The following is a 24329-nucleotide window of genomic DNA, read 5'->3' on the forward strand; positions in this document are numbered from 1 at the left end:
ATCAACCGGCCCGGACTCATGGACATTCACATGTTCATCGTCCGGGTTTCTTTCTATCCATTTTGTTTTCTTCTCCATCCTAAAGGAGGTGTTTCTATTAACAAAACGTTATGGCTCATTCCTTTATTATTTCTCCTCCACAACTCGGAAGAATCATTAAGTATGACCGAATACTTAACAAAACACTTTCATATACCTTTTATCAGTCAATCTCAATTCATCCTTGCCGCTTCTATCTTGACTGTTCTAGTTTTCCTCACCATTTGTCTTTATCAGATTCAGGTCTTATCATCCATTCATTGGGTCATCTTCACACAGGGTGCCATTTTCTTCAATGCGGTACAGCATCTTGCTTTATTCTTTTACTTTGGCTCGTATAATCCAGGAGCTATTACAGCCTTTTTCATCTGTCTCTTTTCTATGATACTGCTTGCACACGTATTAAAAAATAAGGTAGTCCGAGTATGGAGTTTATGTATAACGCTTACCGGAAGCCTACTTTCCTACCCCCTGATCATCTGGCTTATGCTTCGTTTAGCTGGATTTTTCACATGAAAAATAAGAGGCCCCCATCAAGAAGGCCTCTTTGTTTTCATTATTTATTGGATACCCCTGCTGATTCAAATGTTGCCATTTCTTTTACGACCAGGGTCGCTGCCTGAAGAATGGGAAATGCAACCGCAGCACCGGTTCCTTCCCCAATTCTCATGTCCAATTGGAGAATCGGCTCTTTACCAAGCCATTCTATGGCCGTTCTGTGGCCGGGTTCTGCCGATTGATGGCCAACGAACATATAATCAGCGCAACGATTCGAAATCAAGTTTGCAATCACACCAGCCGTTGTCGTAATGAACCCATCAAGCAAAATCGGTATTCGTTTGTTGGCTGCTGCAAGCATCGCCCCTGCCATACCGGCAATCTCGAGTCCACCGATTTTCATTAAAATATCGATTGGATCTTTCGGATTAGGATTTCTTAACGAAATGGCCTCTTCAATGATTCTTTGTTTATGTATGATTCCTTCCCTTTTCAGGCCGGTCCCCTGACCTACTAGCGATTCCACGCTTTTTCCACTAACGACCGAGATGATGGCAGAACTCGCTGTCGTATTGCCAATTCCCATTTCACCAAGGATCAGACATTTCGCACCCTGCTCGATCATCGCCTCTGCCCGTTCATACCCGACTTCAAGCGCTTGGTTTACTTCTTCTAGCGTCATCGCGTCCTCTTTATAAAAGTTTCGAGTTCCTCGACGAACTTTCCTTGACGTCAATTCAGGTGCTTCAATATCCGCATCAATCCCAATATCGACAATGTCAAAGTAAGCGGATATCGCACGGCTAAATACATTGATTGCTGCTCCATTATTAAGGAAATTGAGCGCCATTTGTTCGGTCACTTCTTTTGGATAAGCGGATACCCCTTCATCCGTAATCCCATGATCTGCCGCAAATACGATAACGCCTGGTCTCGAAACCTCCGGAAATGCCTCGCCTGTCATCTTCGCCAGTTCGATAACCAATTCCTCAAGCCTTCCCAAACTTCCCTGCGGAACAGTCAGCGAATCCACGTACCCTTTCACTTGCCTTCCCATCTCTTCATCCAACTTTGGGATGGATAGAGCGGCTAGCCCATTCTTCATCATTCAAAAAACCTCCACATATAAAATAAAAGACCTTACCCAATGGAAAAGGTCCCTATCTATCATCTTCTAAAAGTTCGAATTAGTCTATACTATCTATCCATAGGATTATTTTTAATCAACAAAATATCATGTCATTGAGGGGCACCCAGTTCATTCAAAGGGAAGAAACGAAACTCCACTTTCCCTACAAGTGAATCTTCGTGGATGACACCGAACCTTCTGCTATCCCAACTATGCCTGCGATTATCTCCCATTACGAATAAAGTCCCTTTTGGAACTTTCACGTCGAAATTCTCAGTCAAGTTTTCATCAGATTGGATTTCCTCTTTTTTTGATTCCACGTATGGTTCCTTATATTGTTTCCCATTTATGTAAAGCACGTCATCCTTCATTTCCACACTATCGCCCGCAAGTCCGATGACTCTTTTAATATAATCTTTTTCTGCATCCGGAGCGTGAAATACAACCATATCAAAATGCTCGATGTTTCCGACTTTCGTAACGACAATCCGGTCATTATTTTCGTAAGTGGGCTCCATGGACTCACCTTTTACAGTCACTGGAACAAATAAAAACTGACGACAAATGAAAACGACGATTAATGCAATAAGTACCGATTTTACCCAAGAAAAAAGTTCTTTTTTCATGAAATCCCCTTTCGCTCCAAAATATTAGTCATTAAAAATATTTTACTAAACTGGTTTATTTTTGTATATACACAAGTGTGATAAACTAAGGATTTTTGTTCCGATATTCATTGTTGGGAATATGGTACACTTAAAAACGAAGAAACTAAACGGTAGGAAGTGGATGGATGTCACTGCAGTCAATCAATACATATTTAAATAGAGCCATGCCATTCATCACACCGATAAGCGTTGTCATCGGTGTCTTGTTGGCCGAACGGCTAACCGATTATACATTTTTGGTTCCATGGATTTTTGCTTTCATTACCTTTACCGGTAGCCTAGGCTCCAATTTCAAATCCTTGAAACGAGCAGTCTATCATCCTTTACCCATTTTCATAGTATTAATGATCCTGCATATCCTTATGCCGATTTGGGCCTGGGCCCTCGGGCACCTGGTGTTTCAAGGGGATGCTTTCACGATTACCGGATTGGTCCTTGGTGTCGTCATTCCAACCGGAGTCACCAGCATCATCTGGATCACCATTTATAAAGGGAATGCCGCGTTAGCTTTGACGATTATCCTTATCGACACCCTTCTTTCCCCCTTCATTGTGCCTTATAGCGTTTCACTTTTTGGGGGAGGCACGATTGAAATAGAGATATGGCCCATGGTGAAAGGCCTGATCGGGATGATCGTTATACCTTCGATGCTTGCGATGTTCTTGAACCAGGCCACAAAAGGGAAAATAAAAGAGAGGCTTGCCCCCCGTCTGGCTCCTTTTTCCAAACTAAGCGTAGGGATTGTCGTGATCTTGAACAGTTCAAAAATCGCACCCTACCTGACCCATTTCAACGAGAAACTACTGGTCATGGCACTCTTGGTACTCTTCATCGCCGCTTCAGGCTATGCATTTTCCTGGTGGATTGGTAAACTACTACACTGGGAAAAAGAAGACGTCATTACCTTGACCTTTACCGGGGGGATGCGCAATATCAGTGCCGGTGCAGTCCTTGCCACCACCTATTTCCCTGCAGCCGTTGCCGTGCCCGTGATTCTCGGGATGCTCTTTCAACAAATGCTTGCATCCGTTTTCGGCTATTTCCTTGATAAGTATTACCATCGAAGGGTAAACGAGGCATAGATTTTTTATCTCTTGAATGGAGACATTCGAGCAAAGCATATGAGCGTCTCTTTTCCCTTTCAATAAAATAACAATTATACTATTAATGAAGAATCAGCTCGTGCAATCAAATAATAGGAGGTTTTATGATGAAAGTTGTTGCCATCGTTGGAAGCATTCGAAAGGAATCTTATAACCTGAAACTCGCTAAATACATTCAAAAGCGGTATCAAGATAAATTCGAACTTGAAATCTTGAACATTCGGGATCTACCATTTTTCGACCAGGATATCGAAAACGACCCGCCAGTCGTTGTGAAAGAGTTTAAAAACAAAGTGGCCCATGCGGATGCGGTTTTGTGGGTGACCCCTGAATACAACGGGACAGTGCCAGGCGTGTTAGTCAATGCGATTGATTGGATGTCTCGTGTGGATAAAGTCTTGATTGGTAAACCATCGTGGATCGTCGGGGCTTCCATGGGGAATTTGGGGACGGTTAAGGCCCAATTGCATTTACGGGATATCTTATTTGCCGCAGGCGTCTCGTCTCCGCTTCTTCCTGGAAATGAAGTGTATGTAGGGGCCGTGCATGAAAAATTCGATCAAGAAGGCAACCTGACCCATGAACCGACTGTACAGTTTTTGAATGTGGTCGTCGATAATTTCATTACTTGGTTTAACCAGCATAATCGGTAATACTCAGCCTGAAAATCCCAGTAGTCTTCATTTTACTGGGATTTTTTGTATTTATTATACATCACTCACTTCTTCATTCTGTACGATAAGGGAGCCTGGTACTCTTTTTTTTAGCTGAATTAACGCCACATCATCATTGATTCCTTTTAGAGAAGCCTTGAATGGAATTATCTCAAACCTTTCGAGCCCCATGATGATTGCTTGCATTTTTTCATTTTGAAGGGCATCCTCACTAAGCACTAAATCATGACCGGCGCTTTGACCTTGTACGCGTGCAGCCATATTCACAGTCCTTCCAAAGTAATCCAATCGATCATTCGAATTCACGGCAATCGCTGGGCCACTATATAAACCTAGTTTCAAGACAATGGGATCACCTACCGTGGCATTGAACTCTGACACATGTTCTTGTATTTGAATGGCGGCTTTCAGGGCATCCTCCGGCAGATGAAATACCGCCATCACGGCATCTCCGCTCGTCTTGACGACACCCCCGGAATTCTTTGAAATCCAATGGCTCAGAAACTCGAAATGCCTGCGAACCTGCCCGTAGGCGTCTGCATCCCCTATGCTTTCGTATAAGGATGTCGATCCTTGAAGGTCGCTAAATAAAATGGTCACGCTCTCGATGCCAACCTGCTGCCCGGGGGATAATACTTCAGACGAAAACAGGTCCCGGAATTCCTGCAAAGAGGTGACCCAAGCAGCTGTTACGACTTCTTGGTTCCATTCGGCTTTTTCCATGACAACGACGATATCCGACGAACTTTCATTGGATATCATCATTTCATCATTCTTTAGATTATATTGTTCTCCGCTTCTATGCCAACCGTTGTCCTCATATGTATAGGCCATCGCCTTAATATTTTCATCTTCCGGCCATTCATCGAATGTAACAATATGATTCGCCTGCAACACGCGTATCCTCATTTTCACAAAACCATCGGGAAGAGGGAAGGCAAAGGAATCCCCCTTTTGTATCACCCTTTGCATGTGTACATGCGGGGTGATCATCGGCCCGCCTACACAAAAAACCTGGTCATATGCTTTCCTTATGGATGGATGCACGGAAAAATTCAGTTCCACATATTTACCGAAGTCCGCGTTATAGTCAATTCCGCATAAATCACAATGAAATTGACCTTCCAGCTTTGATAAAGTCGTATATTCCACCTTGGAGACACGACAATTCGGGCAAATCAGGTTCCAGCTTAAATTTAAGAGGCCCGCTTTTGTTGCGTAGAGAAAAAGACGCAAGACCTCTAGTGGCTCCGCTCCCCATTCGCTTGCAACTTTATAAGGATTCATCTTGACTACATCATTGCTTTCGCCATCCCTCAATAATCCATGCAACTTTATCCTGTAATCCGGGTTAACGGGTGCTTCATCAAGCAGCGTTTCTAAGCGATTCAATTCCTCAATATTTATTTGCCCTACTGATTTTTTCTGATAGTGGATTTTTTCAATGGTACCGTTGGCCACTAGCATCTGCTCGTCCACATACCGGATCGTGTTTTTCATTGATTTGATTCCTATGAGGGGAATCGCCGCCAAACCCAATAGATTACGAGGAGTAAATTCACTCTTGATCAAGACCTTGCATCCATTTTCGTATATCGTTGATTCCAAAAATTCAAAAGTGGTTACCAACTTAGTAAAAGGGCCTTTTTCGTATATGCGTTCAAAGGTATATTGTTCATTTTTCACCCACTGAAAGGGATATTCCTTCCACAAGATATCGACGAATCCAGCTACCTTTGCTACTGCATCTCGATAAAAAATCCCACCTTGCTTGTTTTCCACTTTACCGAATTCGACAGGGAATAAACCAATGAACCGGTTTAAGCGATCATTGTCCCCCAACACCTTCCAAACGAAGGACCTAGATAAAGGAAAATCTTTTTCGATGCTATATTTTCTTATAAAACGTTCCATTCCCTGTTCCCCCTTTATGAAAGATAAATCGCTATGGCCAGTAGAATGATATGGAAGATTTCATCGACCATGATCGATAACCAACCCTGGATCTTTTCATCGGCCATTTGGATATTCCTCCCCCAGAAAGAGACGAAGGTTTGCCGATCCAATACGATATGTCCGAAATAGATGACTGTGAGCCCCCAAAGTAAGATTCCTCCTGCCAATAAACCGAATAAAAAAACGATGAAGTAAGACAGTCACATGCGTGAATAGAGAATCCACTTTGTGGCTTTGTTGCTAGCCATACACCGGGTCTAAAAACAGAAAGTCCCCCACGAAATGCCCAATCAGCATGAAATCAAATGGATTCATTTACCTTCCCTCCAATGCATGTCCCTCTTCTATCGTTATGTATTTCCTCTCTTCCAAGGCGGTCAGAAAAGCAATAACCAATGCTTCATCGAAATGTGTATCCTTGCATGTCATCAGCTCTTTTGCCGCTTCATTGTAACTAAGTCCCTTGTTATATGGTCGATCCGTCGTCATCGCATCGAATGTATCGGCAATTCCGACGATTTTCGCAAAGAGAGGGATTTCCTTTCCTGCCAATTGATCAGGGTATCCACTTCCATTCAGCCTTTCATGATGGTATCTTGCCGTTTCCACCGCATTCAAGATTGTTCTTTTTGGCTCCATGGTCGACAAAATATCCGCGCCGATTTCAGGATGCTTTTTTATGATCTCGTATTCTTCATTCGACAGTTTAGTAGGCTTTCGTAGAATTTCATCGGGGATACCGATTTTCCCAATGTCATGAAGCAAGGCCGCTTTATACAATTCCTCACATGCTTTGGTATCCAAGCCGATTTTTAGAGCCATCCATTTAGAATAAGTGGCCACCCTTTCCGAGTGACCGGCAGTATATGGGTCTCTCTTATCTAGGGTTTTGGCAAGCGTGCGGATCATGCTTAGATTAATATTTTGAATTTCCTCGAACATTTGGCTATTGTACAGTGCCAATGCTGACTGGTTGGCTAAAACGAGGGCCATTTGGGCATCTTTCCTAGTGAAATTTTGGCCGTTCTTTTTATTAAGAAGCTGCATGGCACCAATCGCTTTCCCTTTTGCAATTAACGGAACCGTAAGCATGGACTTGGTGGTAAAACCGCTATCCTTGTCCACTCTCGGTGCCCAATCCGGATCTGTTGATACATCAGAAATCAACTGTAGTTTTCCTGAACAGATCACTTTTCCGACGATTCCCTCATCCATTTTCAATTCTACTTTGAGAATGTTAGAGGAAGTCGGCCCATATACGGCAGTGGCTTTTATTACATCACGATCGGGATCTGTCACCCATAACGTACCTGCTTCTGCATCCAAAAGCTTGGCCATCTGGAGAATGATATTCTGAAAGACAACCTTCACATCTAAATCTGAATTCAACTCCTTGAAAGCATCTAAAAGATTTAATAATTCATTTTCCATATACCTAGTTTCTTCACTCATTTTTGATCCTTTCATCCGGCCGAATTATCAATTTATTCCATAATATCGGCTGTTTATTGTTTTTATTTATCTATTCCCTGCCGAGCTTCGTACTTGAAAACAAACCGCTAATGGAAATGCCATCCCTATGAAGTGTAGGGATGGCGGAGCTGGACGTTTTTATAGTTTGAACGTACCTAATAGTTCCTGTAAGTCACTGGCCATCCTCGAAAGATTATTTGAGGCAGAAGCTATTTCTTCCATGGATGCCAATTGTTCTTCCGTGGCAGCTGCAACGTTTTGACTATGACCTGTTGCATTTCTTGCAATGGTCGTGATGCTCGTTAAATTGGTTAAAACCTCTTGAGCGCTATCTGACATTTGCTCGGAAGTTGCGACCATTTCTTCGATTTGATCACTCGAATCCCTAATCGAATCCAAGATGACTTTGAAACTTTCCTCTGTTTTCGAGACGATACCAAGTCCCTCTTTCACGTCCAATTTGACTTGGTTGATGGATTGATTGGATTTCATCATGTCTTCTTGAATTTCTTTAATAAGTTCAGCGATTTGAGTCGAAGAGTGCTGAGACTGTTCAGCCAGCTTACGGACCTCATCAGCGACCACGGCAAACCCTTTCCCATGTTCTCCTGCCCTAGCTGCTTCGATGGCCGCATTCAATGCTAACAGGTTCGTCTGATTCGCTATCTCTGTAATCGCTTTTGTTATTTCGCCTATTTCCTGAGACCTTTTATCCAGTGATTGAATTGCTTCTCCACTTTTATCAACTGATTGGGAAATCGTCTGAATCTGTAGCGCCGTTTTATCAACGAATTCGCCACCCAATTTCGCTTGCTCAGCGACATGTAATCCAGACTTCGCAATGGCATGGGAACTTTCTGCCATATGATGAATGGAAAGCGATACTTCCCCTAACTCCGTCGAACTTTCCTCAAGGCTTGCTGCAGAGCTGCCGGCTCCATCCGCTATCATTTGGATGGCACTGGAGATATCCGCCGTTGCCTTACTTGTTTGTTCAGCACTTGCTGTCAGCTCTTCTGACGAGGCAGCCACCTGATCGGATGTGTGGAATGCCCCCTTCATCATATTTCTAAGATTGCTTACCATTTCATTCATTGATTTGGCAAGAACCCCCACTTCATCTTTCGTATCAATATCCGATGTTTGGGTTAAATCTCCTTTTGAGATATCCACGACCAATTGCACGACCTTATTCAACGGTTTCGATATCACCTGAGAAATAAAATAGCCTAGAGCAATACTAAGCAATACTGAAAAAATGATAAGGATATATGTAGTACTCTTAGTATGGGTGAAGGAATCATTGGCGCTTTTATAAGCATCACGGGCCAATTCATCCGTCATGATATTTAGCTCCTCAATCTTTATTTCCAATTGGTCGCCCTTCCCTTTGTTTTCTTTTAATGTTCGGAGGAATCCTTCTATATCATTCGCCTTCCCTAATGCCATATTTTTTTCCGTCAGGACATAAAAATCCGCCAGGGCTATCTTGTATTCTTCAACAAGGCTTCTTTCAGAAGCATTCATATTACTGCTTTCAAATTTCTTCGTTAATGCATCAATTTCGTCCATCTTTTCAAGGATTACCTGCTCACCCGCTTCTTTTTCTGCAGGCGTTTTTGCGACAAATGCCAAATTACGGACACCGATTCGAATATCTTGATACGCAACCTCGATTTCATTAAGATATTGCTGGGGCACAAGCTGGTCATGATACATGGATTCAAGATCATCGTTAGAATGACTTAGATTCGTTAATCCGTATATTCCGACAGCTCCTAGAATTATGCTCATTAACAAAAATGCCACAATCAATTTTACTTTTATCTTCAAGTTCCTATACATCTTCACTTTATTTCCCTCCGTATACTATTATTATTCTTAAAACTCTCCCCTTTTAGGTATAAAGTCCTTCATTCTTTTCTTATATCGGCACTTCAAGAAATTAGTTAATGCAACCAGCACACTCACATTATAATTTTATTTATAACTGCTCCTAGGAAAAGACCATTACCCATCATTTCTTAGAAGAGTTTGTGAACGCTTACACAATAAACTTTGATGATTCAAAGCACTTTATAATATTTTCCTTATTATCAGCGGATTTAACTCCTTTACAACTTAGAATATTTAAAGTATTATTGACTTTATCGCTTTTAAGGAGTTGTGTTTTTTTGGAGGAGAATAAAGGGATTACAGTCGACATGTTAATAAGTGTTTATAATGATTTGGCCAAGAAAATGGCAAACAATCGGTTAAAGGCATTCGCCAGCCATTTGAGAAAACAAGAGTTGACGCTCAATCAATATTCCATATTAAGCTATATCGAACGGAAGAACGCTTGCTTATCGATTCAATTGGCACAGCATTTAAACTTAAAAGCAGCATCGATCACTTATTTAGTCGATTCTCTTGAGAAAAAAGAATTGGTTATACGGGGGGAAAACCCTTTGGATAAAAGGAGTCAACTCATCCAATTAACGGATGCTGGATATAGCGTCGTTTCTTACTCTGTAGATAACTCCCATGCTTCTAAGATATTTGAGGAAATGGATCTGGAAGACAGGGAAGTGCTGTACTTAATGGTAAAAATCATGAATAAAAAGGTATTTTCAAAGGCAGAATCAAATGACCGACTTGATGACTGACCCGTTTCACTAGTTTGAGGAGAATGATTGATTTGAAGAAATTATTAAAAATTAAAATGACCTGGTTTCCCATCTGGGCGGTACCCTTGCTAATGCTAAGCATGATATGCATCTATTTGCCCGTATTCAGTGGAGCCGATCCAAAATTGTCCAACTTTCCGTTAATCATCGTGAATGAAGACGAACAGTTCACCTCTTCTGCATTCGGTAAAAGTCTGCTAAGTAACCTTTCCAAAGAAGTAGACGGGCATTCCTTACAATGGTCTGTGGTGACAAGCAAAGAAAAAGCAATCGATCAAATTAAGGATGATAATGCTTATGGAGCCATCGTTATACCTGAAAACTTCTCAGCTTCCATTAACGAATTGAAGGGTGGCTTCATTTCAGGGGAGACGGATGGAAAAGCGGCCGAGGTGGAAATCTTGATCAATGAAGCTGGTGGTCAGATGGCTACTGCAGTTGCTTCTAATGTGCTACAAACGATGGCATCATCAGCATCCGATGGCCTAAGCGGCCAAATTAAATCCGCATTGGTTTCAAAAAATATGCAAGTATCTCCACTTTCAACTTCTGTATTAGATCAACCCATCCACTATACATCAACCAATGTCCTTGGATTGCCAGCCAATTTAAATAAAGGGATGACCCCCTTCATGATTGTGCTGATTACATCAATAACAGGACTGCTGGGTGTACAAATGATAAATGGCTATATTAATAAAATCAGTGAAACTCTTAACTCAAAGGGACACACGATCAGCAACACAAAAATTCTCATTACAGAATTGCTCTTCGGTTTAATCGTAACACTACTGGTTTCAGCCATGCTTCAACTCGCTGTGTTCGGATTTTTCGGGAGTGTGCATTCCATTGGCATATGGCCAATATTCTGGTTTACCTTGTTAAGCAGTATGACGATGTTCCTCATGTTTAAAGTAATCAGCCTATTCTTTGGCAAATGGGGAATGCTTATAATGTTCCCGCTCAACATCATGGGTATTTTCGGCAGTGGTGGGGCGGTTCCTATCGCAAACCTACCGGATTTCCACCGTATCGCAAGCATCTTCCTTCCAACGAGGTACATGGTCGATGGAATGAGGTCGTTGCTTTACTATGGTGGTAATATGCAAGCCAGCCTTGGTACGGCATTATGGGTCATCTCCAGCTTATTTGTTGTATTCCTAGGCATCTGTTTAGTTGTAACACTTACCACCCATAAGAAAGATTCTTCAAAAGCTAAGCTGGAACCCTCTCTCGTAGAGGCCTAAAGCCAACAAAGAAAAAGAAGCCATCACAGGCTTCTTTTTCTTTGTTTTACGCGTATTTCTTACTTTCTTCTTCCTTGAAAAAGCTCTTCATCGCATGGAATACATCGGCCTTTTGCTTAAGGATATAATGCCTGAATTTTTCATTGTCAATGTTCTTATAGGCAGTCATGAGGGTGGAATGGCGGTTATACTGGTTGACTTCGCCATAACCGAACATATTGGAGACCTTCATGAGTTCTTCCACGAGCTTGACGCACCTGGCATTATCGGATGTGAGGTTGTCACCATCGGAAAAATGGAACGGGTAGATATTGAATTTCACAGGGTCATATTTATGATCGATAAGTTCTAATGCTTTACGGTAGACGGATGAACAAATCGTTCCACCGCTTTCCCCTTTTGAAAAGAAATCCTCCTCAGGCACAACTTTCGCTTCAGTGTGATGGGCAATGAATTCTATCTCGACGGTTTCATATTTTGTCCGTAAAAAGCGGTTCATCCAAAAGAAAAAGCTCCTTGCCATATATTTTTCCCACAGACCCATGCTTCCTGATGTATCCATCATCGCCAGCACGACTGCTTTGGAATCCGGCTTTTCGACCTCATTCCATGTCTTGAATTTGAAGTCTTCCTTATAAATGGGATGAAAGCCTGGATCGCCGCTTAAGGCATTCCTTTTGAAGGCCGATATCATCGTTTTCTTTTTGTCGATATTCCCCATCAAGCCGGTTTTCCGGATATCATTGAATTCAATATGCTCAAGCGTATGCTCCGCATGTTCCTTTTTCTGAAGGTTCGGCAGCTCCAATTGGCTAAACAATGCTTCCTCCAACTCCATCATCGACACTTCGGCTTCATAATAATCCTCGCCCGCCTTGTCCCCAGCACCTTGCCCTTTTCCGGAACCGGCATTCGATGGCGATCCATCTCTTGCAATGACATCCCCGACTTTACTATCCCCGTCCCCTTGACCGACATGTTTGTTTTTATCATAGTTATAGCGGATCTTATATTCATCCAAGGAGCGAATCGGGATTTTGATAACATCCTTACCATTGGACATCACGATGCTTTCTTCAGAAATCAAATCAGGCAGATTATTCTTGATAGCCTCTTGCACCTTTTCCTGATGGCGTTGTTGATCATCATAGCCTTTCCGATGGAGGGACCAGTTTTCCTCTGAGATCACGTATTGTTTATTATTCTCTTCTGACATTCTCTTCCCCCCTTAAAAATGTTTGCACGCTTTTCATCATTCCTTCATATAATAAATTAGTGTGAGAAAGCCCACAGCAACACAGGTTTAGCTATTCAAATATACAATTCGAGAAAAATCGGATAAAAATAAAAGTATTACTCTATCCTATGCAGCGGCGAAGGATAATTTACACAAAAATTCATTAATGGTTGTTTTGCCCAAAAAAATAAGACGGGTTCCTACGCGATAAAAGAAATTGGACATGCTTTGCGGCTGGCCCAGGCCGACAGTGAAGGATAACCTGAACATCAAGAAACCCACTGCGTGGAATATCCTCAGTGAGTGACCAATGTTAATGAGATGATTTAATCGAGCGGAGTCGTTTGTTTCAATGGGAATAAAATAATACGGGGTTTTTAAGATTTGTAGGAATCTTTAAAAGAAGGAGTTGTAGGAGCAGGGGATGTCGGTCTCCCATCTCGATCAATGCGGTTTTTCAATAGGCATTGACACAAGTAAAAGGGCATCCCTGTGATTTCCTTGGATACCCTTTTTTACATGGATGGAACGATTTCAATGGCACGCCTTTTCACTCTTTTTTTTCCTCGACTTCATGTTGGACGGTACCTGGTCGTTTATCCCATTCCTTCAGTTCTTCGTTCGTTCTCTGCCGTTCCATTTGCTTCCCAAGTTCTTTCATCTCGTCTAAGTCTTTCGCCATCGAACTGTTCTCTGGAACATGTTCTCTTTTCAATTCTTCTTTACTCATTTTATATCACCTCTACCTTATTGATACCCTATATTTCCAATTTTCAAACCGTACATATGTCCAATGGATAAAGGGTATAGATAATCTATATGAAAAAATCCAGGAGGTGAATGGAGCATGGAAACCACTACACTCTATGTGAGGGAAGCGACAACCGAGGGCCCGATTTTAAATTTAGAGTCCATCCTATTGAGTACGGAAGGCGTCGAGCGTGCCATCATCGATGTGGATGACGGCGAAATCAAAATCGAATACCGCGAAGACAAATTATCACCAAGCCAGCTCGTCACACTCATCGAACAATACGGATTAAATGTCACTGAATAAAAGAACCCACAACACAAAAAATACCGAACTCTCCCAAGAACGGCAGAGTTCGGTATTTTCATTTATAACGTTTTACAATTTCCTGCAGTTTCAATGCCAAAGCGATGTTTCCATCTACCTTTAGGCCACCTGTCATGAAAGCGACCGTTGTATTTAAATCGTCCTTTAATAACTTGGAGAAATTCTTCTCTGATAATTTCAATGTCACTTCTGGATCATTTGTCGTACCTTCGATCACTTCAACTTGTCCATTATTAATCAACAGCTGAACCGGTCCAATCTCTTCAATGTTGAATTGATACACACGATTTTCCTCGTTTTGGATATGCTCCGGATTACTGTTGATTTTACCAGCCAATTCATTCAATTCAGCGATTACACTCATTTGAAATCCCTCCATCAACCTTTTTATGATTACGCTTACAAAACAGAAAAAACCTTACTGATCCATGACAACGACAACGTTTCTTCATGTACATGTTGGACGATCATGTGAAAATATCCGAAGCGCGAAGTATTTCAGAGGATTTTAATAGGTTGTATTATTAACATCGGAGAATAACTGCTTCAGCTAAAAGATATCACGAATTGGTATTATTTACAATATTTTCTTTCAATAAATACCCCCACCTTTTAAGGCAGGGGTCTTCTTGTTTTTAGCGGTTTAACAAGCTTCCTACGTAGCGAAGTAAGTCATTGGCGGAAGTCGAGTTATACCCATGTTCGTCAATAAGTCTCTTGATGACTTCATTCACTTTCTTCAGTTGTCTTTCATCCGGTGTCTTGGTTGAAGTCGTGATTTTGACAACATCCTTCAAATCAGCAAACAGCTTTTTCTGAATGGCTTCACGTAGGCGGTCATGGGAATTATAATCAAATCGTTTTCCTTTCCTTGCATAGGCCGAGATACGGATCAGGATTTCTTCACGGAAGGCTTTTTTGGCATTTTCAGAAATGCCGATTTGTTCTTCAATCGAGCGCATCAATTTCTCGTCTGGATTGATTTCCTCCCCAGTCAGTGGATCGCGCAGTCTTGATTTATTGCAGTATGCTTCGACGTTATCTAGGTAATTGTCCATAAGGATCTTCGCCGACTCTTCATAGGAATACACAAACGCTTTTTGCACTTCATTTTTGGCAATCGAATCATATTCCTTACGTGCAAGCGAAATGAAGTTCAAATATCGTTCCCTTAGCTCGTTCGTTATCGACGGATGCTGGTCAAGGCCTGCCTTCAACGACATCAATACGTCAAGTGCGTTGATAGACGGGTTTTCCTTCCGAATGATAGTGGAGGATATCCGGTTAATGACATACCGTGGATCTATCCCGCTCATGCCTTCATCTTGGTATTCCTTCTTCAGCTCATTGATGTCCGCGGAGTTGAATCCTTCAACATTTTCCCCATCGTACAGTCTCATCTTTTTCAATAAATCGATATCACCTTTTTTCGGATCCTTTAAACGGGTCATGATACTGAAAATGGCTGCCACCCGCAAGGTATGCGGAGCAATGTGGACATCGGAAACATCGCTTTCATGGATCATTTTTTCATAAATCTTCTCTTCTTCGCTCACCTTTAAGTTATACGGGATCGGCATGACGATAATCCGGGAATGTAGGGCTTCATTTTTTTTGTTGGATATGAATGCCTTGTACTCCGTTTCATTCGTATGGGCAACGATCAGTTCATCTGCACTGATTAATGCGAACCTTCCTGCTTTGAAATTCCCCTCCTGGGTCAGTGAGAGCAAATGCCATAAAAACTTCTCATCACATTTCAGCATTTCCTGGAACTCCATCATTCCGCGATTTGCCTTATTGAGCTCACCATCAAAGCGATAGGCTCGCGGATCTGATTCAGATCCAAATTCGGCGATCGTCGAAAAGTCGATGCTTCCGGTCAAGTCGGCAATATCCTGTGATTTAGGGTCGGACGGACTGAATGTACCAATCCCCACACGTTTGTCTTCTGAAAGGAAGATACGCTCAACCATCACGTCTTCAATCCGGCTGCCATATTCCTGTTCCAATCTCATCACATTCAGCGGTGACAGATTCCCCTCAATCCGGATGCCATACTCCTCAAAGAAATCCTGCCGCAAGTTTTGAGGAATGAGATGCAGTGGATCTTCATGCATCGGACATCCTTTTATCGCATAGATCGCCCCTGAGTCATTTAACGAATAACTTTCAAGCCCCCTCTTAAGGAGTGAAACCAATGTAGACTTCCCGCCTGATACCGGTCCCATCAAAAGCAAAATCCTCTTTCGGACATCCAACCGCTTAGCGGCGGGATGAAAATACTCCTCGATGAGCCTCTCCAATGAATCCTCAAGTCCAAACAGCTGACCACTGAAAAAGTTGTACTTCTTCGTTCCATCTACTTCCTCTATCCCAGCATCTCTGATCATGTTGTATACACGCGAATGAGCAGATTGTGCAACTAATGGCTTTTCTTTCAGTATCTCTAAGTATTCTGCGAAGGTGCCTTCCCACTTCAGCTTCTGTTCATCTTCTCTAAATTTTTCGATTTTCTTTAAAATATCCATCTAGGAACCTCCCCCTATCACTTTCAGAGAATACTTAAATCTATGCGCCGAGTTTGACAAACATGTCAGACTTTCCAAAGAGGTTCATCTTGTCCGGCTGCCCAATCCAAGGTTTTCCTTTAAAGTCTTGAATATTTGGTGACAAATCACGAGGCAAGAAAATTTACGTGCACATCTACTAAAAATTGGGGTATACTAAGCCTATACTTAAGTGGGACAATATGGGTAAAGGGAGGTTACATCATGGGAACAGTTATTGTCATTGCCGTAACAATTGCGTTTTTAGCTGCCATCTTCACTGGTGGATATGCCGACAAACCAGGTGTGAAAAATAAATAAGAGCATACGAAAAAGGGAGCTATCCCACAAGTCATGAAAATGACTTGTGGGGGCAGCCCCTTTTTTTGGAAGAAAAGCATATAAAAAAGAGACACCAAATAAGTGCCTCCCCTAAGAGTGACTTTCCTTTTACTTTTCAAACTCTTCAGCAAGCATGCTTGGAATAGAGATTTCCCAACCGGCTTGGGAAGTGTAGCTGTATTCGCCAGAAATAGTTCCGTACACAGTAATAACATCATCTTCTATATAATCGGTCGTACCTGCATACATGACCATTATAATGTCATTAGGATCATATCCATATGATGTTTTTGTAACAGCTAAACGGATGGCCGTAAAGTCCTCTTCTTCCTGGATCTGAATAACCTCACCCGTATATTTCGTATACTCACCAATCATTTTATCTGGATTTTTCTTCAACCTATTATATTCAATAGGTTTTGCATTTGCTTTTTTAGCAGCCGCTTCTTCTTTAGCTTTCTTTTCAGCTTCTTCTTTGGCTTTCTTCTCAGCTTCAGCCTTCTTCTTAGCCTCTGCTTCATCCTTAGCTTTTTCTTCAGCAGCCTGTTTCGCTTTCTCCTCAACAATGGCCTTCTCCTTGGCCTCTCTCTCTGCTTTCTCTTCAGGTGTTTCTGCCTTTTCTGTTTTCTGTTCTTGAGCTGGCTTCTCTTTATCTGTTGTGGTTTCTTCAGATTCCCCGCTTGCTCCTATAATAATAAATGAAATGATGGCTACAATAAATGAACCACCCACTCCAATAAAACGTGATTTTGCCTTTCCGTTCTTTTTGAGTAGTGCTACTATACCTAAAATGATAAATACAAAGATAGATATGAAGCTACAAAAAAATAAAATACCACCTAATACCTGCAAATTGTTACTTCCTTTCTTATTATGAAGTTATCAGTACAAATGTTTATTATATACTTAATTAGGCTGTGAAGTTTTCTCACTATTGCCTTTGTTAATATTTACTTTGTTAAAAAGCGGATAATGCTCTTAATACATGCCTCTATGAAGCTTTGAAAACCATTCATCGTAAAAAGTTTCTTGCATCATATCCGGAAAAGAATATCCATATTTTTTACTTATAAAAGAAATAAGGAGCCCAACACATAGTGTCAGGCTCCTTATTGTTACGCTCTATATAATTAATGGATGCTCCAACATGAAGTATAGAATCATCCACCTATGATTATTGTTTTTTCAATCCTTGGTTTTCCACAAAGTCCTTCATATACATCCGGCTTTTCTTGCCGGCCATGTCCGCCATTTGTTGCGTCCAGGTCTCTTTCCGTTTTCCTTTGGTCCGTTGCTCATAATAGTCGGAAATCGTTTCATTGTATGCTTCTAGCTGACCGATGAAGGTCTGTTTATCCGTTTGATAGCCATTTTCATGATATACATTGGCTTGAGGAAGTCTTGGCTTTTTGTCTGAACGTTTTTTTGGATACCCGACAACAAGGCCGAATAGAGGAACGACACGATGTGGGATGTCCAGGATTTCCGAAACTTGTTGAAGGTCATTACGAATACCACCAATATAGCAAATGCCGAGGTCCATTGATTCAGCAGCAAGCGCCGCATTTTGAGCAGCGAGTGCGGCATCGATGCAGGCCACCATGAATTTTTCCGTACTTTCAATTGGTGCAGTAAGATCTTCGTTTTCCATCTCGGCTACTATGTCCATACGATGTAAATCGGCACAAAACACGAATAAATGTCCATTATTCTCTACATATGATTGAGGTCCAGCCAATTCAGCAAGCTTGGCTTTCTTTTCCGGGTCGGTCACCCCGATGATCGAATAGGCCTGGATATAGCTTGAAGTTGATGCAGCCTGTGCACACTCAACAATCGTGGAAATTTGTTCCGCAGACAATAGCTTGTCCTCAAAAGAACGGACGGAACGGTGGTCCAGAATTTTCTCGATGATGTTATTCATTGCTTTACCCCCTAATTATGTATAAGCATTCGTCAGCAAAGCATCCCCACCCCGCTGACGAATAACTCCTTAATATTCTCTTTTTAATTCCAAGTCACGGTAATCCTGTTGTCTTAACGCCTCATAAATCAAGATGGCGGCCGTATTGGAAAGGTTCAGTGACCGGATTTTATCCGTCATTGGAATACGGAGACATCTGTCCATATTCTCTTTGATCAACTCTTTTGGCAGTCCTGTCGTTTCGCGTCCGAAAATAAAATAAATTTCACTTTCTTGATCACTGTAATCGAAGGTTGTATGCGGCTGTTCACCAAATTTGGTTAAGTAATAAAATGCACCGCCGGCATTCTTCTCAAAAAACTCTTCCAATGAATCATAATAATGAATCTTCACATGTTCCCAATAATCGAGCCCAGCCCGTTTAAGCTGTTTATCATCCGTTGAAAAACCAAGCGGACGGATAAGGTGCAGGTGTGAATCCGTTCCTGCGCATGTTCTTGCGATATTTCCTGTATTTGCTGGAATCTGTGGTTGATATAAAACTACATGTATTGCCACTTCATTTTCACCTCTAGTTTAAACTTCAACTAATTATAGCATTAAACAAACAGACTAAAAACAATCACACTCCATCTAATATCACGAAAAATTTATAGACGATGTTCGGTGTATATCGAGTCGAATCCTCATACGTCCAATATCGATGGCGACTATTCATCGTATGGGCATTCACAAGAGGCATGCCTTTTTGGTCCTTTGCCGTCACAATCAAGTTATGATCGAACCGCCCGTCACCTTCAAAGTCAATGCACAGGATGTCACCCAGGTTCAATTCCTGTGCCGTCTCCACTTCTTTTGTCCTGATCCCTTTCCCTCCCTTAAGCAGATGATACAAAGAATGAGCTGTCGTCCAGGTATAGCTCCAATTCTTTCCTCTGATCCACCACCCTTTATTCTTGTTCGGCTCGCCCCACATCGGGATGTTCCCGGCATGCAAGCACTGGGAAATAAAGTTGGTGCAGTCATCGGTGAATTTATAATACTGTGGATTGAACTCATTCCACCATCGCTCCGCATACTGAACCGCCTTCATCCGGTCATACTTATAAGTAAGCCGATCCAAACCCACTTCCCAATTTTCCGGGTCCTCGTCAGGTTCTAAATCAGGTTCAAGCTCCCGTTCTTCTATTAAGTATTCATCCCGAAACCGCGCCTCCCTCTCTTCCATCTCCTCTTCTATATAGAAGCCATCCTCCTGCTTCATTAAATACTGCAGATGCACTTGATAGGTCAGGATTTTCAAATCCCCTTCCTGCCGTTCCGAGTCAACCTTTCCAGCAGCATTCACACGGACAATTTCCGTATCATGCTTCTTCAGTGCTTCCTTTTTCAGATAGATCTTACCCTCTCCCCGTACATGCTCATTGGAAGTGTAAAGTTCAACCCTTTCCTGTAAAAGCCGTTTCAACTGTTCCCTCAAAATCAAGCCCTCCTTCATAGCGCCTCTTCTAATGTGTATGAAGGAGGGCTTGGTTAAAAACACAACTTCATTCGGTCCATTGCTCAACTGAGAAGCAATTATCGGTCGATGGGGTAGTTTTATCAGTCAATTCGGCTTTTTATCGGTCGTTTTGCCACTTTTATCGGTCAAATCACACTATTTATCGGTCAAACTGCTAAAAATGGAAAGGGGCTGTCTAATAAGTCCTTATTCCATTGAATTTCGCAAAAACAAAGAGGCAGAAATGTTGTTAAATCAACGTTTCTGCCTTTTACTATTTATTCAATTACGGGGTAATTACACCTTTTGGGACAGCCCCTTCCTTTTTATTCATTATGGTAAGTGAACTGTAATCCTTTTTCAATTTCCGCGAGCACTTCTTCGTCTTTTTCCTTCAACCTGGCTTCTTCCAAAATGGAGGTCGACCGTTCCCGACCGATTTTCCCGATCGCCCAGGCGGCCGTGCCACGCAAAACGGGGCGCGGGTCTTCTTGCATGATTTGGATCAGTTCCGGCATGGCGGTTTCATCCTTAAAGTGAGCCAATGCCAAGATGGCATTCCGCTGAATCGGCTTTTTGCCACGCCATGATCCAGATACATGTCCGTATGTCTCTTTAAAATCGCGATTGGAGATGGTGAGCAATGGCTTCAGCAGCGGTTTGGCAAGCTCGGGATCCGGCTCCATCTCTTCATGAAAATGAAAATCCATCCCTTTATTTTTTGGACAGACAGTCTGACACGTATCACATCCATATAACCGGTTGCCTATTTTCGTCCTGAATTCATCCGGAAGGAAATCTTTCGTCTGCGTCAAAAATGCAATACAGCGTTTGGCATTCAACTGTCCACCTTGCACAAGGGCACCTGTTGGGCATACATCCACACACTTATTGCATGTGCCGCACTGATCCTCCATCGGCTGATCCGGCTCGAACGGCAAGTTGGTAATCATGTCACCCAAATACACATACGAACCAAATTCCGGAGTGATGATCATGCTGTTTTTAGCGCTCCATCCGATTCCTGCCCGCTCAGCAACGGCCCGGTCCGATAGCTCCCCCGTATCGACCATTGATTTCGCCATGGCTCCAGGGACTTTCCCTTTTATGAAATCTTCAAGTAGCTGCAGTTTATTACGGAGCACGGTATGGTAATCCGTTCCCCAGGAGGCCCGGCAAAAAATCCCGCGACGCTCTCCTTTCTTGCTTTGAGGGGCATCCTTCAATTTCGAAGGGTAGGCAAGCGCAATTGATATGATTGATTGCGGTTTATCGAAGATCAATTCGGGCCTGACCCTTTTTTCGATATCCTTTTCTTCAAAGCCCGACTGATAATCCAGCTCCTGCTGTCGGATCAGCCTGCTTTTCAACTCCGTGAACGTCGTGGCTGACGTAAAACCGATTTTATCGATGCCTATTTCCTTACTATATAAAATCACTTCTTGCTTGAGTGCATGCATATCCATTTCTATCACCTTCGTTCTCTTCATTCTACCCAATGATGCTTGTAACATATCAAACCATTGGTATCTATGATAAACTAATTTCAATCATTTTTGGAGGTGTATCACTTGGAAATTAAGATTTCCTCTAATCTCGCAAGCAAAGTTCCCGATTTCAAGATTGGTTTCATTACATACGAAAACATCGAAGTCGGCCCCTCGCCGCAAATGGTAAAAGGGAGACTTCAATTATTTCAGGAAGCTTTATTTTTTGATCTTGAAGAAAAGGAACTCACGGATTTTCCGGGTATCAAAGAATGGCGGGAGATTTTCAAAATGACCGGGACGAACCCTTCACGCTATCGCCCTTCCGTCGAGGCCCTATACCGCCGAGTCAAAAAGCAGAATTACTTATCCCCTATCCATTCAGCCATCGACTTGAATAACTTCTTCTCGCTTTTATACGAGGTCCCGATTGGCATCTATGATGCAGATGCATTATCAGGTGATCTCTCCATTAAAATTGGTGGAAGTCCGGACCAATATCCTGGATTGAATGGGCGGGTGAACTCGATGGAAAACATGATCGTTTCAGCTGATGATGACGGCGCATTCGGGAGTCCCTACGTCGATTCGGAACGGACGAAGGTCACCGAAGACACCAAACATGCCATCCAGATCATCTATTTACAAGCAAAGACACCCATCAAAGAAGCCGAACAGCTCACAAAGTCATTGATGGATATGTTCCTCGAGATTCACGGCGGAGAAGGATCTTTTTCCGTCCTAGAAGGATAATGCAAAAACATGAGTCATATCGAGATAATGGCTCATGTTTTTTTTGTGTATTTTTTAACAGATTCGGAGGCTACTCCCCTGAAGTGCTCAATTCTGCAGTTGCAATTGCTGCGTGGCGAGCTTTCGATACAAGCCATGACTTGCAAGCAATTCTTCATGTGTCCCCGCCCCAGTAATCCGTCCTTCTTCCACAACCAGTAATCGATCCGCATCAATGACCGTCGACAGCCGATGGGCAATGATCAGGGTCGTCCTGCCTGCCATCAGGTTCTTGATAGCATGCTGAACAAGAAGTTCCGATTCACTATCGAGATTGGATGTCGCTTCGTCCAATAGCAGGATTTTCGGATTGCGCAACACAGCCCGGGCAATGGCAATCCGCTGCCGTTGACCACCCGATAACTTCACGCCTCTTTCCCCTACCTCCGTATCAAAGCCATCCGGAAGCCTTTCGATAAACTGGTTGGCATTTGCCATCTTTGCTGCGTCGATGATTTCATCCATTTCAACTTGACGGCCTAGCCCGTACGCTATATTTTCTTTTATCGTCCCCGTCATGATTGGACTTTCCTGTGACACATACCCAATTTGCGACCGCCAGATGGAAAGTTCAATATCCTTAATTGGCACCGTTCCCAGCGAGACCATCCCATTCGTGGGTTCATAAAAACGTTCAATCAACGAAAATATCGTCGTCTTCCCACCACCGCTTGGTCCCACCAGGGCGACCGTCTTATTGGCAGGAACCGTAAACGATAAATCATTCAAAATGGGCTTAGACGCTTGATAGGAAAATGATACATCCTTAAACGTCAAATCAGCTGTGACCAATGTGTCATGCTTCCCTTCATAGGTTTCACCAGGTATCGAAAGGACGCCCTGGATTCGTTCCGTCGCTCCCATCGCCTTTTGAAATGCCGTAAAAAATGAGGCCATCTGACTAAAGGGCACGATGATTTGGATCATATAAATAATGATGGCAACAAGTGTCCCCGCTGTCAGTGCACCAGAAGCCACCCGAACTCCCCCATATCCAATAAGGATTACGAGAATCACCATCATGATTGTCGTCATGAAGGGGGAAATGATGGCTTGGATCCTAGCCTCCTTCAATCCAAAACGAAAGAGCTCCCTAACGCCACGATTTCCTTTTTCACGTTCCAACTCTTCGCCATTATGCGACTTCACTAGACGGACCTCGCCTAGGACCCTCCCTAGATTTCCGCTGAAGGTGGCCATTTCATCCTGCGTCTGCTTAGAGACTTTATACATCTTCCGCCCAAGCGGAATCAGGATCATCATGGATAATGGTACGATGCTGAGCATGATGACCGTCATCCGCCAGTCCAACAGGAATAAGATGATGATTGACCCGATGATCGATATGATTCCTGAAATGAATGTCACGAAATGGTTCGTGATGATCGTCTTAATCGTATTCGTATCCTGAGTGATCCGGCTAAGCGTTTCACCGGACTGGTGGGAATCAAAAAACGATACGGGCAATTGTAAAATATGATCCCATAATTTCCGACGGATTCCAGCTACAACATTTTCACCGATATAGCTCAGAAAGTAGAAGGAAAAACCTCCCGCAACGGTCTGGACAATAAAAGCCCCTAGCAAAAGGAATATCGTTGTTCGCTCGATCCCGCTTCCAGATATCATATCGACCAGATTCTTCGTAACCAACGGGACGACGAGACTCGCCACCGTTTCCACCAAACTTAACACTACGACAAATAACACCATTCCCATTGGCAGTTTTTCCGATCTTAACAAGGAAAAAAATGATTTCACATTCAGCTTCTTATCCATGTACAACCTCATTCCTCCATTTTCGCTTACCTAAATTATAGGCAAGAGAACAGATACTTACAAATTTATACAATAAAAAGAAATCCTGCTGTAATCAGTAGGATTTCTGTTCGAAAATATAAAAAACGCAAAGCTTCGTTCTCCAAGTAACGAAACCCTGCGTTATGAGTATGTATGATTGGAG

Annotated in this window: 22 protein-coding genes; 7 read left to right on the forward strand and 15 right to left on the reverse strand. The window is 42.5% G+C overall.

Going from position 1 to position 24329, the window contains the following annotated elements; translation table 11 throughout:
* The first annotated feature begins 30 nt into the window (after positions 1 to 30).
* On the forward strand, positions 31 to 555 hold the full coding sequence (locus tag ACIQXU_RS15695) for an HXXEE domain-containing protein (RefSeq protein ID WP_402990783.1): 525 nt from the start codon (positions 31 to 33) through the stop codon (positions 553 to 555).
* Between the two features lie 40 nt (positions 556 to 595).
* Here ACIQXU_RS15695 and cobT read toward each other — a convergent pair whose 3' ends face one another.
* Together cobT and lepB are read right to left on the reverse strand one after the other, a co-directional pair.
* The gene (gene cobT, locus ACIQXU_RS15700) at positions 596 to 1642 is read right to left on the reverse strand and encodes a nicotinate-nucleotide--dimethylbenzimidazole phosphoribosyltransferase (protein ID WP_402990786.1); all 1047 of its coding nucleotides are present in this window, start codon (positions 1640 to 1642) and stop codon (positions 596 to 598) included.
* A 134-nt stretch (positions 1643 to 1776) separates the two neighbouring features.
* Complete coding sequence (gene lepB, locus ACIQXU_RS15705; RefSeq protein ID WP_402990698.1) at positions 1777 to 2292, reverse strand: signal peptidase I; 516 nt, start codon at positions 2290 to 2292, stop codon at positions 1777 to 1779.
* 167 nt (positions 2293 to 2459) lie between these two features.
* On the opposite strand from lepB, the gene ACIQXU_RS15710 reads away from it, so the two are divergent.
* Entirely contained in the window at positions 2460 to 3416 is a 957-nt protein-coding gene (locus tag ACIQXU_RS15710; RefSeq protein WP_402990701.1) for a bile acid:sodium symporter family protein, read from the forward strand.
* Between the two features lie 128 nt (positions 3417 to 3544).
* Complete coding sequence (locus ACIQXU_RS15715; protein ID WP_402990704.1) at positions 3545 to 4090, forward strand: NADPH-dependent FMN reductase; 546 nt, start codon at positions 3545 to 3547, stop codon at positions 4088 to 4090.
* Positions 4091 to 4144: 54 nt separating this feature from the next.
* Here ACIQXU_RS15715 and ACIQXU_RS15720 read toward each other — a convergent pair whose 3' ends face one another.
* From ACIQXU_RS15720 to ACIQXU_RS15730, 3 genes are all read right to left on the reverse strand, one after another.
* Positions 4145 to 6025, reverse strand: coding sequence for an adenylate/guanylate cyclase domain-containing protein (locus ACIQXU_RS15720; RefSeq protein ID WP_402990707.1), 1881 nt, complete (start codon positions 6023 to 6025; stop codon positions 4145 to 4147).
* Between the two features lie 357 nt (positions 6026 to 6382).
* Positions 6383 to 7519: an HD domain-containing phosphohydrolase gene (locus ACIQXU_RS15725; RefSeq protein ID WP_402990710.1), complete on the reverse strand. Its 1137-nt coding sequence runs from the start codon at positions 7517 to 7519 to the stop codon at positions 6383 to 6385.
* A gap of 159 nt (positions 7520 to 7678) precedes the next feature.
* A complete protein-coding gene (locus ACIQXU_RS15730) occupies positions 7679 to 9385 on the reverse strand; it encodes a methyl-accepting chemotaxis protein (protein WP_402956018.1) in 1707 nt (568 codons plus the stop codon).
* A 329-nt stretch (positions 9386 to 9714) separates the two neighbouring features.
* Between ACIQXU_RS15730 and ACIQXU_RS15735 the strand changes: the two genes are divergently transcribed.
* Positions 9715 to 10188 (forward strand): MarR family winged helix-turn-helix transcriptional regulator, encoded by a 474-nt coding sequence (locus tag ACIQXU_RS15735; RefSeq protein ID WP_402990713.1) that lies wholly within the window; start codon positions 9715 to 9717, stop codon positions 10186 to 10188.
* A gap of 32 nt (positions 10189 to 10220) precedes the next feature.
* Positions 10221 to 11456, forward strand: a complete 1236-nt coding sequence (locus tag ACIQXU_RS15740) for an ABC transporter permease (protein WP_402955252.1) — start codon at positions 10221 to 10223, stop codon at positions 11454 to 11456.
* A 46-nt stretch (positions 11457 to 11502) separates the two neighbouring features.
* Here ACIQXU_RS15740 and yhbH read toward each other — a convergent pair whose 3' ends face one another.
* Positions 11503 to 12672 (reverse strand): sporulation protein YhbH, encoded by a 1170-nt coding sequence (gene yhbH / locus ACIQXU_RS15745; RefSeq protein ID WP_402867508.1) that lies wholly within the window; start codon positions 12670 to 12672, stop codon positions 11503 to 11505.
* A 571-nt stretch (positions 12673 to 13243) separates the two neighbouring features.
* Positions 13244 to 13423, reverse strand: a complete 180-nt coding sequence (locus ACIQXU_RS15750) for a hypothetical protein (protein ID WP_402955248.1) — start codon at positions 13421 to 13423, stop codon at positions 13244 to 13246.
* 117 nt (positions 13424 to 13540) lie between these two features.
* On the opposite strand from ACIQXU_RS15750, the gene ACIQXU_RS15755 reads away from it, so the two are divergent.
* On the forward strand, positions 13541 to 13750 hold the full coding sequence (locus ACIQXU_RS15755) for a heavy-metal-associated domain-containing protein (RefSeq protein WP_402955245.1): 210 nt from the start codon (positions 13541 to 13543) through the stop codon (positions 13748 to 13750).
* Between the two features lie 58 nt (positions 13751 to 13808).
* Here ACIQXU_RS15755 and ACIQXU_RS15760 read toward each other — a convergent pair whose 3' ends face one another.
* From ACIQXU_RS15760 to queG, 7 genes are all read right to left on the reverse strand, one after another.
* Positions 13809 to 14135 (reverse strand): SCP2 sterol-binding domain-containing protein, encoded by a 327-nt coding sequence (locus ACIQXU_RS15760; protein ID WP_402867505.1) that lies wholly within the window; start codon positions 14133 to 14135, stop codon positions 13809 to 13811.
* A 271-nt stretch (positions 14136 to 14406) separates the two neighbouring features.
* Entirely contained in the window at positions 14407 to 16302 is a 1896-nt protein-coding gene (locus ACIQXU_RS15765) for a PrkA family serine protein kinase (protein ID WP_402867504.1), read from the reverse strand.
* A 468-nt stretch (positions 16303 to 16770) separates the two neighbouring features.
* Positions 16771 to 17514, reverse strand: coding sequence for a hypothetical protein (locus ACIQXU_RS15770; protein WP_402867503.1), 744 nt, complete (start codon positions 17512 to 17514; stop codon positions 16771 to 16773).
* Positions 17515 to 17836: 322 nt separating this feature from the next.
* Positions 17837 to 18586, reverse strand: coding sequence for an oxygen-insensitive NADPH nitroreductase (nfsA, locus tag ACIQXU_RS15775; RefSeq protein ID WP_402990716.1), 750 nt, complete (start codon positions 18584 to 18586; stop codon positions 17837 to 17839).
* Between the two features lie 69 nt (positions 18587 to 18655).
* Positions 18656 to 19144 (reverse strand): tRNA (uridine(34)/cytosine(34)/5-carboxymethylaminomethyluridine(34)-2'-O)-methyltransferase TrmL, encoded by a 489-nt coding sequence (gene trmL / locus ACIQXU_RS15780; protein WP_402867501.1) that lies wholly within the window; start codon positions 19142 to 19144, stop codon positions 18656 to 18658.
* A 64-nt stretch (positions 19145 to 19208) separates the two neighbouring features.
* On the reverse strand, positions 19209 to 20066 hold the full coding sequence (locus tag ACIQXU_RS15785) for an amidase domain-containing protein (protein ID WP_402955239.1): 858 nt from the start codon (positions 20064 to 20066) through the stop codon (positions 19209 to 19211).
* A gap of 347 nt (positions 20067 to 20413) precedes the next feature.
* Positions 20414 to 21553: a tRNA epoxyqueuosine(34) reductase QueG gene (gene queG, locus ACIQXU_RS15790; protein WP_402955236.1), complete on the reverse strand. Its 1140-nt coding sequence runs from the start codon at positions 21551 to 21553 to the stop codon at positions 20414 to 20416.
* 105 nt (positions 21554 to 21658) lie between these two features.
* Here queG and ACIQXU_RS15795 point away from each other — a divergent pair, with 105 nt between their 5' ends.
* Entirely contained in the window at positions 21659 to 22327 is a 669-nt protein-coding gene (locus tag ACIQXU_RS15795) for a B3/B4 domain-containing protein (protein WP_402867499.1), read from the forward strand.
* Positions 22328 to 22414: 87 nt separating this feature from the next.
* Here ACIQXU_RS15795 and ACIQXU_RS15800 read toward each other — a convergent pair whose 3' ends face one another.
* Positions 22415 to 24145, reverse strand: coding sequence for an ABC transporter ATP-binding protein (locus ACIQXU_RS15800; protein ID WP_402990719.1), 1731 nt, complete (start codon positions 24143 to 24145; stop codon positions 22415 to 22417).
* Positions 24146 to 24329 lie beyond the last annotated feature (184 nt).

Source organism: Peribacillus sp. NPDC097284 (assembly GCF_044761765.1).
Lineage (GTDB): Bacteria > Bacillota > Bacilli > Bacillales > DSM-1321 > Peribacillus.